Annotated in this window: 15 protein-coding genes; 2 read left to right on the forward strand and 13 right to left on the reverse strand. The window is 65.0% G+C overall.

Annotated features, from left to right (window positions below; translation table 11 throughout):
- Window positions 1-96 precede the first annotated feature (96 nt).
- Entirely contained in the window at window positions 97-330 is a 234-nt protein-coding gene (locus PCJ49_RS07105; protein WP_269910328.1) for a hypothetical protein, read from the forward strand.
- Window positions 331-408: 78 nt separating this feature from the next.
- On the opposite strand, the gene PCJ49_RS07110 is transcribed toward PCJ49_RS07105, so the two are convergent.
- From PCJ49_RS07110 to PCJ49_RS07135, 6 genes are all read right to left on the reverse strand, one after another.
- Entirely contained in the window at window positions 409-3,573 is a 3,165-nt protein-coding gene (locus PCJ49_RS07110; protein WP_269910329.1) for a multidrug efflux RND transporter permease subunit, read from the reverse strand.
- Window positions 3,570-4,739 carry an efflux RND transporter periplasmic adaptor subunit gene (locus tag PCJ49_RS07115; RefSeq protein ID WP_269910330.1) on the reverse strand — a complete coding sequence of 390 codons (1,170 nt, stop codon included), beginning with the start codon at window positions 4,737-4,739 and terminating at the stop codon, window positions 3,570-3,572. Before PCJ49_RS07115 ends, PCJ49_RS07110 begins: the two co-directional genes overlap by 4 nt.
- A 276-nt stretch (window positions 4,740-5,015) precedes the next feature.
- Window positions 5,016-6,083 (reverse strand): 5-(carboxyamino)imidazole ribonucleotide synthase, encoded by a 1,068-nt coding sequence (locus PCJ49_RS07120; protein WP_269910331.1) that lies wholly within the window; start codon window positions 6,081-6,083, stop codon window positions 5,016-5,018.
- Window positions 6,084-6,108: 25 nt separating this feature from the next.
- The gene (gene purE, locus PCJ49_RS07125; RefSeq protein ID WP_269910509.1) at window positions 6,109-6,576 is read right to left on the reverse strand and encodes a 5-(carboxyamino)imidazole ribonucleotide mutase; all 468 of its coding nucleotides are present in this window, start codon (window positions 6,574-6,576) and stop codon (window positions 6,109-6,111) included.
- Between the two features lie 163 nt (window positions 6,577-6,739).
- Window positions 6,740-6,940: a DUF465 domain-containing protein gene (locus PCJ49_RS07130; RefSeq protein WP_089287350.1), complete on the reverse strand. Its 201-nt coding sequence runs from the start codon at window positions 6,938-6,940 to the stop codon at window positions 6,740-6,742.
- A gap of 128 nt (window positions 6,941-7,068) precedes the next feature.
- Window positions 7,069-7,629, reverse strand: coding sequence for a GNAT family N-acetyltransferase (locus PCJ49_RS07135; protein ID WP_269910332.1), 561 nt, complete (start codon window positions 7,627-7,629; stop codon window positions 7,069-7,071).
- Window positions 7,630-7,796: 167 nt separating this feature from the next.
- Here PCJ49_RS07135 and PCJ49_RS07140 point away from each other — a divergent pair, with 167 nt between their 5' ends.
- Window positions 7,797-8,087: an acylphosphatase gene (locus PCJ49_RS07140; RefSeq protein ID WP_269910333.1), complete on the forward strand. Its 291-nt coding sequence runs from the start codon at window positions 7,797-7,799 to the stop codon at window positions 8,085-8,087.
- A gap of 21 nt (window positions 8,088-8,108) precedes the next feature.
- On the opposite strand, the gene PCJ49_RS07145 is transcribed toward PCJ49_RS07140, so the two are convergent.
- The 7 genes from PCJ49_RS07145 to PCJ49_RS07175 all read right to left on the reverse strand — a co-directional run bounded on the left by PCJ49_RS07145 (window position 8,109) and on the right by PCJ49_RS07175 (window position 13,725).
- A complete protein-coding gene (locus PCJ49_RS07145) occupies window positions 8,109-8,354 on the reverse strand; it encodes a hypothetical protein (protein ID WP_269910334.1) in 246 nt (81 codons plus the stop codon).
- Between the two features lie 116 nt (window positions 8,355-8,470).
- The gene (gene lexA / locus PCJ49_RS07150; protein ID WP_269910335.1) at window positions 8,471-9,196 is read right to left on the reverse strand and encodes a transcriptional repressor LexA; all 726 of its coding nucleotides are present in this window, start codon (window positions 9,194-9,196) and stop codon (window positions 8,471-8,473) included.
- 172 nt (window positions 9,197-9,368) lie between these two features.
- Entirely contained in the window at window positions 9,369-10,568 is a 1,200-nt protein-coding gene (glp, locus tag PCJ49_RS07155; RefSeq protein WP_269910336.1) for a gephyrin-like molybdotransferase Glp, read from the reverse strand.
- Between the two features lie 191 nt (window positions 10,569-10,759).
- Window positions 10,760-11,248: a cyclic pyranopterin monophosphate synthase MoaC gene (moaC, locus tag PCJ49_RS07160; RefSeq protein WP_269910337.1), complete on the reverse strand. Its 489-nt coding sequence runs from the start codon at window positions 11,246-11,248 to the stop codon at window positions 10,760-10,762.
- A gap of 3 nt (window positions 11,249-11,251) precedes the next feature.
- Window positions 11,252-12,070: an indole-3-glycerol phosphate synthase TrpC gene (trpC, locus tag PCJ49_RS07165; protein WP_269910338.1), complete on the reverse strand. Its 819-nt coding sequence runs from the start codon at window positions 12,068-12,070 to the stop codon at window positions 11,252-11,254.
- Window positions 12,070-13,107, reverse strand: coding sequence for an anthranilate phosphoribosyltransferase (gene trpD / locus PCJ49_RS07170; protein ID WP_269910339.1), 1,038 nt, complete (start codon window positions 13,105-13,107; stop codon window positions 12,070-12,072). The genes trpC and trpD overlap by 1 nt, the downstream gene beginning before the upstream one ends.
- Window positions 13,108-13,119: 12 nt before the next feature.
- Entirely contained in the window at window positions 13,120-13,725 is a 606-nt protein-coding gene (locus tag PCJ49_RS07175) for an aminodeoxychorismate/anthranilate synthase component II (protein ID WP_269910340.1), read from the reverse strand.
- Between the last annotated feature and the right edge of the window lie 109 nt (window positions 13,726-13,834).

Consider the following 13,834-nt stretch of genomic DNA (forward strand, 5'->3'; position numbering starts at 1 on the left):
GGGTGTTTTGTTTCGGGGCTGTGACGAAATGGGGACAAAGCGGCTGCCCTCGTTTCGTCACGGGATCAGCGGGCGGAACCATGCGTTGATGGGGGCATGACATATCACCTGCCCATCGGCCGGCCCCGTCCGGCCCGACCGACCCGCCTCCTGCCGGAAGACAGGCTGGAGGGGGGCCCCATCCTTGACGCGGAATGGTGGGAAGACGAGCCCGCCGCCATGATCGAGCCCCTGCCACCCCAACGCGCCCAGCGGCATCGCCCGCCAGATCGCGCCGGCCACCAACTGGCCTGCACAGCCTATCGTCAGGCGGCGCATTTCTACGCGTGATCATCCGATGAAAGCAAAAAAGGCGGCAGCCCACCCGGACTGCCGCCTTTTTTATACCCAGCCCCAAGGGGCAGCGGGTTACCCCGCCGCCACCTCCCGCGCCGACCGGCCCATCACCAGCCGGCGGATCAGCACATAGAAGACCGGGGTGAACAGCAGGCCGAAGAAGGTGACACCCAGCATCCCGAAGAACACGGTGGTGCCCAGGCTCTGCCGCATCTCCGCCCCTGCCCCGGTGGCGATCATCAAGGGCAGCACGCCCAGGATGAAGGCAAAGGACGTCATCAGGATCGGCCGCAGACGCAGGCGGCAGGCCTCAATCACCGCGTCATAGCGATCCTTGCCCTCCGCCTCCAACTGACGGGCGAACTCCACGATCAGGATGGCGTTCTTCGAGGCCAAGCCCACCAGCACCACGAAGCCGATCTGCGACAGGATGTTATTATCCATCCCCCGCATCATCAGCCCCGCCACCGCCGACAGCAGGCACATCGGCACGATCAGCAGGATGGTGAAGGGCAAGGACCAGCTTTCATACTGCGCCGCCAGCACCAGGAAGACGAAGAAGACGCAGAGCGGGAAGATATAGAGCGCAGAATTGCCCGCCATCTTCTCCTGATAGGACAGGTCGGTCCAGGTGGCGGTAAAGCCGGGCGGCAGGTTTTCCACCGCCACCTGGTCCATCGCCTGGATGGCCGAACCGGAGCTGAAGCCCGGCAACGTATTGCCCTGCAGCTCCGCCGCCGGGAACAGGTTATAGCGCAGCACCCGGTCAGGCCCGGTAACAAACCGGGCATCGATGAAGGAGCCCAGTTGCACCATATCGCCCTTGCTGTTGCGGGTCTGCAACCGGCTGATCTGTTCCGGGTCCAGGCGATGCTGCCAATCCGCCTGCGCCACCACCTGGAAGGTGCGGCCAAACAGGTTGGTATCATTCACGTAAGAGGAGCCCAGATAGACCGACAGGGTCTGGAACACCGCATTCATCGGCACATTCAGCATCTGCGCCTTCACCCGGTCGACATCCAGGTAAAGCTGCGGTGCCTTGGCGCTGAAGGGGGAGAAAACGCTGGACAGGCCCTGCACCTTGTTGCCGGCCATGGCCACCGCCCAGGTGGCATCTTCCAGCGCCGCCGGCCCGGCATTGGCCATGTCCAGGATACGCAGGGTGAAGCCGCCAGCCGTGCCCAGGCCGCGCACCGGCGGCGGCGGCACCACCACCAGCCGCGCTTCCGGCACCGCCATCAGCCGCTTTTGCAGGTTCTGGATCACCACATTGGCGGTCAGCCCCTGCGGCAACCGTTCCTCGAACGGCAGCAGCGGCGTGAAGATGGCACCGGCATTGGCGGCAATGGTCCGGGTCGCCCCGGAGAAGCCGGAGAACTGCACCGTATGACCCACGCCCGGCGTCTCCCGCGCGATGCGCGATGCCTCCTGCACCACCTTGTCGGTACTGGCCAGCGATGCCCCTTCCGGCAACTGCACCACGACGATGACATAGCCCTGGTCCTGCTGCGGAATGAAGCCCGGCGGCACGCGGGTGAACAGGAAACCCGCCCCCGCGATCAGCAGCACATAGAGCCCCACCATCACCAGTGGCGCCCGCGTCACCCCACCGACCAGCCGGCCATAGCGGTCCGCCATCCGGTCAAAGCCCCGGTTGAAGGCGTTGAAGAACCGGTCGGTCAGGCCGGACACCAAGGCCAGCCGGCCCCGTGCCTCCGCATGGCCCGCCGTGTGGGATTTCAACAGCAGGGCGCACAAAGCCGGCGAAAGGGTGAGGGAATTGAAGGCGGAAATGATCGTCGCCACGGCGATGGTCACCGCGAACTGGCGATAGAACTGGCCCTGGATACCGTCGATGAAGGCGGTGGGGATGAACACGGCCGACAGCACCAGCGCGATGGAGACGAGCGCGCCGCCCACCTCATCCATGGTGATGCGGGCCGCTTCCAGCGGGGAATGGCCCAGCCCCAGATTACGCTCCACATTCTCCACCACCACGATGGCATCATCGACGACGATACCCACCGCCAGCACCAGCCCGAACAGGGTCAGGTTATTGATGGTGAAGCCCAGCGCCGCCATCACGGCAAAGGTGCCGATCAGCGAGACCGGAATGGCCACCACGGGAATGATGGTGGCCCGCCAGCGCTGCAGGAACAACAGCACCACCAGCACCACCAGGGCCACCGCCTCGCCAATGGTCTTCACCAGCTCATGCACGGATTCGGCAATGAAGGTGGTGGTGTCATAGACGATGCGATATTCCAGGCCGGGCGGGAAATCGCGGCTCAGTTCCGCAATCTCCTTCTTGATATTGGCGGCCGTTTCCAGCGCGTTGGAGCCGGGAAGCTGGGAGACGGCCAGCGCCACGGCCGGCTTGCCATCCAGATAGGAGTTGCGCACGTAATCGCGCGCGCCCAACTCCACCCGCGCCACATCCTTCAGCCGGACGATACGGCCATCGGTGCCGGATTTGACGATGATATTCTCAAATTCCTGCGGCTGGGTTAGCCGGCCCTGCAGGGTGATATTATACTGATAATCACGCGGCACGGCCACCGGCGGGGCACCCAGTTGGCCGCCGGCCACTTGCACATTTTGCGCCTGCACCGCCGCCAGCACCTCAGGTGCGGTCATGCCCAGCGAGGCGATCTTCTGCGGGTCCAGCCAAAGGCGCATGGAATAATCGCGCGCGCCGAACATGGAGATATCGCCGACACCGGCCACCCGGCTCAGCGCATCCTTCACCCGCAGCAGGCCGTAATTGGAGATATAGAGCTGGTCATAGGTGTCGTCCGGCGAGATCAGGTGGATCACCAGCATCAGGTCGGGCGAGTTCTTACGGGTGACGATGCCGTTGCGCCGCACCTCTTCCGGCAGGCGCGGTTCCGCCACCGCCACGCGGTTCTGCACCAGCACCTGGGCCTGATCCAGATCGGTGCCCAGCTTGAAGGTGACGGTCAGGTTCATCTGCCCGTCGGAGGTGGATTGGGAGGACATGTAGAGCATCCCCTCCACCCCGTTCACCTCCTGCTCGATCGGGGCGGCGACGGTGGCGGCCACCGTCTCGGCATTGGCGCCGGGATAGGTTGCCCGCACCGTCACCGTGGGCGGCACCACTTCGGGATATTGCGAGACGGGCAGGCCAAGATAGGCGATGCTGCCGACAGCCAGGATGAGGATGGAAATCACCATGGCGAAGATCGGCCGGTCGATGAAGAAACGGCCGATCTTCATGGCTTGGCCCCCGTCTCACCGGCCTGCAATGGCTTTTCCACCGGGGCCACCGTGGCACCGGGGCGCACGCGCAGCAGGCCGGCCGTGACGATGCGCTCATTGGCGGCCAGCCCTTCGCGGACCACGCGCAGGCCGTCGATCAGGGGGCCCAGCGTGACCGGGCGCATCACCACCTTGTTATCAGCCCCGACCACCATCACATAGCGGCGGTTCTGATCGGTGCCGATGGCGCTGTCAGGCACCAGCAGCCCCTGATATTCACTGCGCCCCGCCAGCCGCAAGCGGCCGAACAGGCCCGGTGTCAGCACGCCATCAGGATTGTCGAACACGGCGCGGGCACGGATGGTGCCGGTGCTGTCATCAATGCTGTTATCGATGAAATCCAGCTTGCCCTGATGGCTGTACCCCGTCTCATCCGGCAGGGCCAATTCCACCGGATGCTGCACCACCCGGCCGGATTGGCGCTGGCCCGACTGGTTCAGCCGCTGATAGCGCAGATATGACGCCTGATCGGCATCAAAATAGAAATAGATCGGGTCCAGCGAGACGATGGTGGTCAGCAGGGTCGATTCCGCCGACCCGCCGCTGACCAGATTGCCCACCGAAACCCGATGGTTGGAGACGCGGCCGGTGACAGGCGCACGCACCTGGGTAAATTCCAGGTTCAACGCGGCGGCCCGCTGCTGCGCCTCCGCCGCCAGCAGGCCGGCCTGGGCCGCCTGCAGGCTCTGCGACCGGGTATCCAGCACCGATTGCGACACGGCCTGGGTCTGCCGCAGATCGCGCGCCCGGTTCAATTCCCGGTCCGCCAGCGTCACCTGGGATTTGGCCTGCGCCACGGCCGCCTGGGCGCCATCCAGCGCCGCCTGATAGGGGCGCGGGTCGATGATGAACAGCAGGTCGCCCTTGTTCACCAGGTCGCCATCATGGAAATTGACGGAGGTGAGATAGCCGCTGACCCGCGCCCGGATCTCCACCCCCTCAACGGCGGTGAAGCGGCCAGTATATTCATCCCATTCATGGATGTTCTTTTGCAGCGGCTGGCTGACCACCACCTGCGGGGCGGCGGGTGCCGTGCCCTGCCCCGTCTCATTCTTTCCACAGCCGGCCAGCGCCAATGCGCCCGCCACGCCCATAGCCACGGCAAGCAGCTTGCCCCTGCGCATGGATCAATCCCCTGACTTTTTCGAAGTTGGGGGAAGAATGACAAGTTATTTGTCAGACGACTTGCAGAATCTTGCGATGACAGCGGAAATTTCCAGCAAGGCTGCCATTTTTCTGCCGGGAAACAATGTGTGCGCCCCATCACAGACGGGGGCCGATTCATGTTGCAGCGCACACTGTTCATTAAACTGGCTGGCCGGCCGCGCTTTCAGGAAAAAGCCCTTGGAAAACAAGGCTGAAGAGAAAACGGCCCGCCGGGAGGGGCGGGCCGTGGAGCATCAGGCGGGGCGGGTCACATGGCCCATTTTGCGGCCGGCCTTGGCCTCCCCCTTGCCATAAAGGTGCAGCCGCGCCCCCGGTTCGGCCACCAGGGCGGGCCAGTTATCGGCATCGCTGCCGATCAGATTGGTCATGACACAGGGGGCGCGCAGCCGGGTGGAGCCCAACGGCAGGCCGCAGACGGCCCGCACGAGCTGTTCAAACTGGCTGGTCTCCGCAAACTCGATGGTCCAATGACCGGAATTATGCGGACGCGGGGCCATTTCATTGACCAGCACCCGACCGTCGCGGGTGACAAACATCTCCACCGCCAGCAGGCCGATAACACCCAACGCCTCTGTCAGGGCCAGCGCCGTCCGCGTCGCCTCCGCCGCCACATCATCGCTGACATTGGCGGGCACGGTGCTGGTATCCAGGATGCCATCCTTATGCCGGTTTTCCACCACCGGATAGGCTGCCATCTGCCCATCATGGCCGCGCGCCACGATGACGGAGACCTCACAGGCGAAATCGACAAAGCCTTCCAGCACCGCCATATCGGTGCCCAGCGCGGCCCAGGCGGCCGCCAGATCGGTATCGGCGGCTATCCGCACCTGACCCTTGCCGTCATAGCCCATACGGTTGGATTTCAGGATCGCCGGCACCCCCAGCTCCGCCACCGCCTGTTTCAAGGCGGCGACACTGTCCACGGCGCGGAAAGGGGCGGTGCCCAGGCCCAGACCATTGGCGAAATTCTTTTCCGCCAGCCGTTCCTGCGCCACCGCCAGGACGGCGGCACCGGGATGCACGGCAACATGGCGGGAGAGGAATTCCACCGTCTCCGTCGGCACATTCTCCCATTCCAGGGTGACGACGGCGACGTCATCAGCAAAGCGCGACAGGGCGCGGCGGTCATGCCAGCCGGCCTGGGTGTGGCTGGCCACCACCTGACCGCAGGAACTGTCCATGCCCTCCGGCGCGAAGACATGCACCTTATAGCCCAAGCGGGCGGCGGCCAGCGCGGTCATGCGGCCCAACTGGCCGGCACCGAGCATACCGATGACGGAGCCGGGGGGAATCATCGTCATATGAGGGCCCTCAGGAAAGCCGGGATCAAACGGGATCGTCGACCGGAATGTCGGCAACGCTATCGGTCTGGCGCGCACGCCACGCCGTCAGCCGTGCATCCAGATCCGGGTCGGACAAGGCCAGGATGGATGCGGCCATCAGGCCGGCATTGATGGCCCCGGCCTTGCCGATGGCCAGCGTGCCCACCGGCACGCCGCCGGGCATCTGCACGATGGACAGCAGGCTGTCCTGCCCCTTCAGCGCGTGACTTTCCACCGGCACACCCAGCACCGGCAGCGTGGTCATGGATGCGGCCATGCCCGGCAGATGGGCGGCACCGCCGGCACCGGCGATGATCACCTGCACCCCGCGCCCCTTGGCGCCGGTGGCATAATCATAAAGCCGCTGCGGCGTGCGGTGGGCGGAAATGATGCGCGCCTCAAACGGCACGCCAAGATCAGCCAGCACATTGGCGGCATGTTTCATCGTGGCCCAGTCAGACTGGCTGCCCATGATGATGCCAACAGGCACCTTGGCATCGGTGGAAGAGATGTTGCTGGACAAGGTACCGGCTCCCTAATCACCGATCGGGTCTTGGAAGCGGCGGATTATAGGCAGCAGCGGGCCCGAAACAACCGCCGGACATGCAACGCCGCCCGGCAGAAAAGCGGGTAAATCAGGCGATGATATCCGGCACCAGCTGGCTTTCCAGCCGGGCGATCAAATCCTTCAGCAAAAGCTTGCGCTTCTTCAGCCGCTGAATCTGCAACTGATCCAGGGGAGCCTGACCGGCCAGACGCTGGATGATATCGTCCAGGTCACGATGCTCCATACGGAGCGTCGCCAGCTTCTCCTTCAGCGCATGTTGCTCGTTCATCGGGTTCCGCGTCGCACGTCAATCTCAGGCGATCCAGCGCCCGGGCGACTGCATATCACAAAACGCCGTGCGGGTGGTGAACGCAATTTCAAAACGGGAGCCTTGACCAGAGCGGCGGCCGGACAGGGTCAGGAACCGACATGCGGATCGGCCGCCATGCGGGCCAAAGGCAGCAGATCGGTCCAGCCATAGGCCACCTCTGACAGGCGCTGGCCGGCAAAGCTGATCGGCTGTTCGGCCAGCAGCACCCCGCCCATCCGTTCATAAAAGAACCGACTGGGATTGTCGCGCAGCACCCAGACCACGGCCGTGTGCAACCCGGCCCCCAGCAGATCCTGCGCCATCGCCCCCAGCAGGCGCCGCCCCCAGCCGCGCCCATGCACATGATCGGCCAGATAGACGGCATAGAATTCCCCGCCATAGCCGGCAAGGCTGGTGCGCTGCGGCCCGCAGGAGGCAAAACCGACAATCGCCTGCCCCTCCCCCTGCACCACATAGGTGCGCCGCGCCCGCACGCCGGAGGAGAGCAGCGCCCGCCAGCGGCGGGAATGGGTATCGACAGACAGGCTGATCAGATAATCGTCCGGCAACATGCCGGCATAGGTCGACCGCCAGCTATCGACATGCACAGCCGCGATGCCAGCGGCATCGGCTGGCTGGGCGGGACGGATCAGCGGCGTTGTGGCCATGGGCGGACCTCCGGGCAAGCCAGACCAGAACCATATGCTGCCCCAGATTCGCCCATCTGACCAGCCCCGCCAGCAGGGAGCGACACCTCTTCGCGGACACTGCGCATTGACAAGTGCGGCCGGGTGCGGCTGGATTGGCGCAACAAAGCGAGACGAGAGAAACCAAGATGACGATCGAGGAACGCAGGGCCGTGCATCTGCGCATCACGGGCAAGGTGCAAGGTGTGTGGTATCGCGGCTGGACCGTGGAACAGGCGCGGTTGCGCCAGTTGGATGGCTGGGTGCGCAACCGGACCGATGGCAGCGTGGAGGCCGTGCTGGCCGGCCAGGGATCGGACATCGACGCCATGCTGGATGCCTGCTGGCAAGGCCCGCCCTCGGCCAAGGTGATCAATGTTCAGGTGACGGAGGCCGACGATCCTGGCCTGATCGGCTTTGACCAACGGTCTGACGCCTGAGCGAGCGATACCTGACAGCGCTTATTGATCGCCGGCCAGACAGCCATGTTCCACCGATTGCGCCGCCAATTCCTGGAACTGCGCCAGATAGCGCCCATCCACGGCGATGTTGGGATCACGGATCGTATCGGCATTCAACTGCCGCATCTGACTGTTGATCCGGTCACAGGGGCTGGTGCAGGCACCAAGCCCCAGCAGAGCCGTCACCAGCAAAAACGGCCCAGGCCGCAGGGCGAGAAGGGAGCGGGAAAGTGGGCGGTGCATCATCACACGCTTCTGACAAAGGGAAAAATTCAGGCTGACCCTGAACCGATCCCCCGGCCAAAGCACGGCCGCATGGTGACGGGATTGCGGCAGAAAGCCCCGTCACCCCCGCCCGATCATCAATAACGGCGGATCAAACCGACCAGCCGACCCTGCACATTCACCCGATCTGCGCCAAAAACGCGGGTTTCATAGGAGGGGTTGGCCGGTTCCAGCGCAATGGAGTTACCCTTACGGCGCAGCCGCTTCAGCGTCACTTCCTGTTCATCCACCAGGGCCACCACGATGGTGCCATTCTCTGCCATGTCGCAGCGCTGGATGATCACCGTATCCCCATCCAGAATCCCGGCCTCCACCATACTGTCGCCGGCCACTTCCAGCGCATAATGGTCGCCGGTGGCCAGCAGGGTGGCCGGCACCTCAATGCTGGCGGAACTGTCGCGCATCGCCTCAATCGGCAAGCCGGCGGCGATCCGGCCATAAAGCGGCAGCGACACCGCCTCCGCATCATTGCCATTGGCCGAGCGGCCGGGCAGCGCGCCGCGGAAATCCCCCCGGATGACATTGGGCTTGAACTTGGACTCTGCCGCCACCGGGGCGGCGGCGGCCTTGGCAGCGCGCGGGACCGGCGGTTCCGGCAGGCGCAGCACCTCCAGCGCGCGGGCGCGATGCGGCAGGCGGCGGATGAACCCCCGCTCCTCCAGCCCGGTGATCAGACGATGGATACCGGATTTGGACTTCAGCCCCAGCGCATCCTTCATTTCATCGAACGAGGGGGAGACGCCGCCTTCATTCAGCTTCTCATTGATGAAGATCAGCAATTCCTGTTGCTTGCGCGTCAGCATCGTTACCCCTCGCCGCTTTCCGGATGCCCTGAACGGTTTCCCGCCAAACTCCCGCAATCATATAGAACAATCCCGGAACGTCAACCGGATGTTCCGTCTTGGTTCCAATTTCTTGCAAACGTTGGCATCGGGATGCGGCGGGGAGCGGGATTTCGCGTTAAACGATCGGTGATTACAGAGCGTCCAGCGGCATGATCCGCACCCTGTCCCCCGGTGCCACCGCCGGGGCGTGGGGATCGCGCAGAATCAGACAATCGGCCCAGGCCAGCCGGCTCAACATGCCGCTATCCTGTTTCGGGAAGGGGGTCGCCACCTCCCGCCCCTGTGCATCACGGGAAAGTTTGGCGCGGATGAAATCCGCCCGGCTGTCATTGGTGCCGAGATTGCCGCCGATCAGAGCCTCGCGCGTCTCATCCGCCGTCGGCAGGCCCTGCATGGCCAGTAGCAGCGGGCGCAGGAACAGCCAGGCGCAGACCAGGGCAGAGACAGGGTTGCCGGGCAGGCCCAGCATGGGCACACCCTTGATGCGGCCGAACATCAGCGGCTTGCCGGGCCGCATGGCGATTTTCCAGAAATCCAGCTCCAGCCCCGCACTGCCCAGCACGGAACGGACAAGATCATGTTCACCGACCGAAGCGCCGCCGATGGTCACCAGCAGGTCGGTGCCGCTGGCAGCGGCGGCCAGTTCGGCCAGACTGTCACGGTTGTCGCCGGCAATGCCCAGATCCACCGCCTCCCCACCCAGCTGGCGCACCAGGGCACAGAGCGCCAGGGAGTTGGAGCTGACAATCTGTCCCGGTGCCAGCGTATCGCCGGGCATCACCACCTCATCCCCCGTGGCGAGGATGGAGACGCGGGGACGGCGGCGCACTTTCAGCCAGGGCACATTCATGGAGGCCGCCAGCGCCAGATCGCGCACGGTCAACCGCCGCCCGGCCGGCACACCCACATCACCGATGCTGAAATCCTGCCCCGCCGGGCGTATCCAGCGGCCCGGCCCACCACCATCCCTTAACGTGACGGTGGCGCCGTGATCGTCCGCATCCTCCTGCACCACCACCGTATCGGCCCCATCGGGCAGCGCCCCGCCGGTGAAAATCCGCACTGCCTGCCCCGGCCCCACCGTACCGGCAAAGGGCCGCCCCGCCGGCGCTTCCCCGATGCGGGTCAAGGTCACCGGGAACGTGGCGATATCCGCCGTGCGCACGGCCCAGCCATCCATGGCCGAAACGGCCGTCGGCGGATGCGTCACCCGCGCCACCACATCGGCGGCCAGCACCCGGCCCAGCCCCTGGGTCAGGGGCACCTGTTCCGCCGGCAGCGGCTGGATATTGGCCAGGATACGGGCGCGGGCTTCGGAAAGGGGGATCATGGTGCGGCCCTATCTGTCAGATCGACGGCTTAGAGTGGGTCCGGTTTAGTTGGAATTCGGAAATGGTTCTCACTGCCGTCACCCCGGCGCAGGCCGGGGTCCAGTTTCGTAGAGCAACGCGCTTGTGACCCTGGACCCCGGCCTGCGCCGGGGTGACGGTGTAGGTTGATCCAACCTAACCCTTACAAACTCTAATCCTCCTGCGGCCCTACATAAATCCCGCTCTTGCCGCCTTCCTTATAGGCAAGCTGGATGGCACCGATCACCATGCCCTTATCCACCGCCTTGCACATGTCATAGATGGTGAGCGCTGCAACGGACACCGCCGTCAGCGCCTCCATCTCCACGCCCGTGCGGCCTTTCAGTTTCACGGTGGCGCTGATTTCTACCTTCGATCCCGCCTCATCCAAGGTGAAATCCACCGACACTTTGGACAGGGCCAGCGGGTGGCAGAGCGGGATCAGATCGGCGGTTTTCTTGGCCGCCATGATGCCGGCCAGCCGCGCCACGCCCAGCACATCGCCCTTTTCCATGCCGCCGGCGCGGATCAGCGCCAGGGTTTCCGGCCGCATGGCAATATGGCCGCGCGCGTTGGCGATGCGGACCGTCTCCTCCTTGGCGGAGACATCCACCATGGCGGCGTTGCCGGCCTCATCAAAATGGGTCAGGCGGCCGGACATGGCTCAGGCTGCCGGGATGAAGGGGGTGGAGAGAAGGGCGCGGGTGGCGGCCGCCACATCGGGCTTGGCCATCAACGATTCCCCGATCAGGAAGCGCCGCGCCCCGGCGCCGGCCAGCCGCGACAGGTCAGCCGGGCTATGGATGCCGCTTTCCGCCACCAGATGCCGGCCGGCCGGCACCATGGCCGCCAGCCGTTCGGTGGTGGCCAGATCGATGGAAAGGGTCTTCAGGTTGCGGTTATTCACCCCCAGCAGACCGCCGGGCAGCTTCAAGGCCCGCTCCATCTCCGCCTCGTCATGCACCTCCACCAGCACATCCATGCCGTAGCCGGTGGCGGCATCGTAGAGGTCACGCGCCAGCGCATCATCCAGGCAAGCCATGATCAGCAGGATGCAATCGGCCCCCAGCGCCCGGCTTTCGGCGATCTGATAGGGATCGATCATGAAATCCTTGCGCAGGGCCGGCAGGTCCACGGCAGCACGGGCGGCCTGCAGGAAAGCGTCATCGCCCTGGAAATAGGGGATATCGGTCAGCACCGACAGGCAGGTGGCGCCGGCCTCCTTGTAGGCCCGCGCCAGGGTCGGCGGGTCAAAATCGGCCCGGATCAGGCCCTTGGAGGGGCTGGCCTTCTTGATCTCCGCGATCAGGGCCCAGCGCCCGTCGGCCACGGTGCGGGAGAGTGCCGCGGCGAAACCACGCGGGGCCGGTTGGGCCTTTGCCGCCTCTTCCACCAGCGCCAGGGGACGGGCGGCTTTGGCACGGGCCACATGGTCTGCCTTGTCGGCACAGATACGGGCCAGAACGTCGGGGGTGCTGTTCATTATTCGGTCACCGGAATATGGGTGATGCTGGCAAGACGCTGCAGCGCCTGGGTGGCCTGCCCGCTATCTATCGCGTCGGCCGCCTTGGCGACGCCCGCCTTCAGGTCGGGTGCGGCATCGGCCACCACAAGGGCCGCCGCTGCATTCAGCAACACAATGTCACGATAGGCCCCTTCCGCCCCGGCCAGCACGGCGCGCAGGGAGGCGGCATTTTCCTCCGGCGTGCCGCCGCGCAGATCATCGGCGGTGGCGCGGGGCAGGCCCGCATCCTCTGGCGTGATCTGGAACGTGCGCACCACGCCATGGCGCAGTTCGGCCACATGGGTGGGGCCGGTGGTGGTGATCTCATCCAGCCCGTCGCTGCCATTCACCACCCAGGCCGTCTGAGAGCCCAGATTGTGCAGCACATGGGCCAGCGGTTCGATCCACTGGCGGGCAAACACGCCCAGCAATTGCCGCCTCGCCCCGGCAGGGTTGGAGAGCGGCCCCATCAGGTTGAAGATGGTGCGTGTGCCCAGCTCCACCCGCGTCGGCCCGACATTGCGCATGGCGGTATGGTGGCGGGTGGCCAGCAGAAAGCCGATGCCGGCATCAAACAGGGCCCGGCGGACCAGGGAGAAATCAGCATCCAGGTTCACCCCCAGCGCCGACAGCACATCCGCCGCCCCCGATTTCGACGAAATGGCCCGGTTGCCATGCTTGGCCACCGGCACGCCGCAGCCGGCAATCACAAAGGCCACGGCGGTGGAGATATTATAGGTATGGGCCCCGTCGCCACCGGTGCCGCAGGTATCGATAATGCCGTCGGGTGCTTCAATGCCGATGGCCTTGGCGCGCATGGCGCGCACGGCCCCGGTGATCTCCGCCACCGTCTCCCCGCGCACACGCAGCGCCATCAGGAAGCCACCCATCTGGGACGGCGTGGCATTGCCCGACATGATGATGGCGAAGGCATGTTCGGCCTCCGCCTCGCTGAGACTGGCACCGGTGGCGACCTTCGCCAGCAGTGCCTTGAAATCGCCCATATCGCCGGTCATCGGCCCCCGCCTTCAGGCAACGGTGCGCAGGCGGGGCCCGCGCGTGATGTTGGCCAGATCCAGGAAATTATCCAGGATCTTGTGACCATTCTCAGACGCGATGCTTTCCGGGTGGAATTGCACGCCATGGATGGGCAGCGTCTTGTGTGACAGCGCCATGATCATCCCATCATCCAGCCATGCCGTGCTTTCCAGACAATCGGGCAGCGTCTCCTTCTCCACGATCAGGGAATGGTAGCGCGTGGCCTGGAACGGGCTGGGCAGCCCCTGCATCAGGGTGCGGCCTTCGTGAAACACCGTGCCCATCTTGCCATGCATCGGCTGGGGTGCGCGCACCACCTTGCCGCCGAAGGCCTGGCCGATGGCCTGGTGCCCCAGGCAGACACCCATCAGCGGAATCTTATGCGCAGCCGCAGCATGGATCAGCGGCAGGCAGATGCCGGCCTTGTCCGGGTCACAGGGGCCGGGCGACAGCACAATGGCCTGCGGCTTCAGCTCCAGCGCCTGTTCCAGCTTCAGCGCGTCGTTGCGCCACACCTGCACATCAGCGCCCAATTCGCCCAGGTAATGCACCAGATTCCAGGTGAAACTGTCGTAATTGTCGATGAACAGCAGCATGGCAGAACTCATCAGCCTGATTGACGCGCCCCCTTGGCGCGGGCGCACAGCCTATAGGCAGAAGCGGATCATTTCCAGCCCACGCCGCGTTTTAAGCCCCGTTACCGGG

This window comes from Niveispirillum sp. BGYR6 (assembly GCF_027568365.1).
GTDB lineage: Bacteria > Pseudomonadota > Alphaproteobacteria > Azospirillales > Azospirillaceae > Niveispirillum.

What these genes read in the sequence shown, in the direction of transcription:
- moaC (WP_269910337.1), bottom strand. Translation starts at nt 11,248, where the DNA reads ATGTCCGGCCGCCTGACCCATTTTGATGAGGCCGGCAACGCCGCCATG.
- PCJ49_RS07115 (WP_269910330.1), bottom strand. Translation starts at nt 4,739, where the DNA reads ATGCGCAGGGGCAAGCTGCTTGCCGTGGCTATGGGCGTGGCGGGCGCA.
- trpD (WP_269910339.1), bottom strand. Translation starts at nt 13,107, where the DNA reads ATGACCGGCGATATGGGCGATTTCAAGGCACTGCTGGCGAAGGTCGCC.
- PCJ49_RS07135 (WP_269910332.1), bottom strand. Translation starts at nt 7,629, where the DNA reads ATGGCCACAACGCCGCTGATCCGTCCCGCCCAGCCAGCCGATGCCGCT.
- PCJ49_RS07110 (WP_269910329.1), bottom strand. Translation starts at nt 3,573, where the DNA reads ATGAAGATCGGCCGTTTCTTCATCGACCGGCCGATCTTCGCCATGGTG.
- PCJ49_RS07105 (WP_269910328.1), top strand. Translation starts at nt 97, where the DNA reads ATGACATATCACCTGCCCATCGGCCGGCCCCGTCCGGCCCGACCGACC.
- PCJ49_RS07175 (WP_269910340.1), bottom strand. Translation starts at nt 13,725, where the DNA reads ATGCTGCTGTTCATCGACAATTACGACAGTTTCACCTGGAATCTGGTG.
- trpC (WP_269910338.1), bottom strand. Translation starts at nt 12,070, where the DNA reads ATGAACAGCACCCCCGACGTTCTGGCCCGTATCTGTGCCGACAAGGCA.
- glp (WP_269910336.1), bottom strand. Translation starts at nt 10,568, where the DNA reads ATGATCCCCCTTTCCGAAGCCCGCGCCCGTATCCTGGCCAATATCCAG.
- lexA (WP_269910335.1), bottom strand. Translation starts at nt 9,196, where the DNA reads ATGCTGACGCGCAAGCAACAGGAATTGCTGATCTTCATCAATGAGAAG.
- PCJ49_RS07145 (WP_269910334.1), bottom strand. Translation starts at nt 8,354, where the DNA reads ATGATGCACCGCCCACTTTCCCGCTCCCTTCTCGCCCTGCGGCCTGGG.
- purE (WP_269910509.1), bottom strand. Translation starts at nt 6,576, where the DNA reads ATGGGCAGCCAGTCTGACTGGGCCACGATGAAACATGCCGCCAATGTG.
- PCJ49_RS07120 (WP_269910331.1), bottom strand. Translation starts at nt 6,083, where the DNA reads ATGACGATGATTCCCCCCGGCTCCGTCATCGGTATGCTCGGTGCCGGC.
- PCJ49_RS07140 (WP_269910333.1), top strand. Translation starts at nt 7,797, where the DNA reads ATGACGATCGAGGAACGCAGGGCCGTGCATCTGCGCATCACGGGCAAG.
- PCJ49_RS07130 (WP_089287350.1), bottom strand. Translation starts at nt 6,940, where the DNA reads ATGAACGAGCAACATGCGCTGAAGGAGAAGCTGGCGACGCTCCGTATG.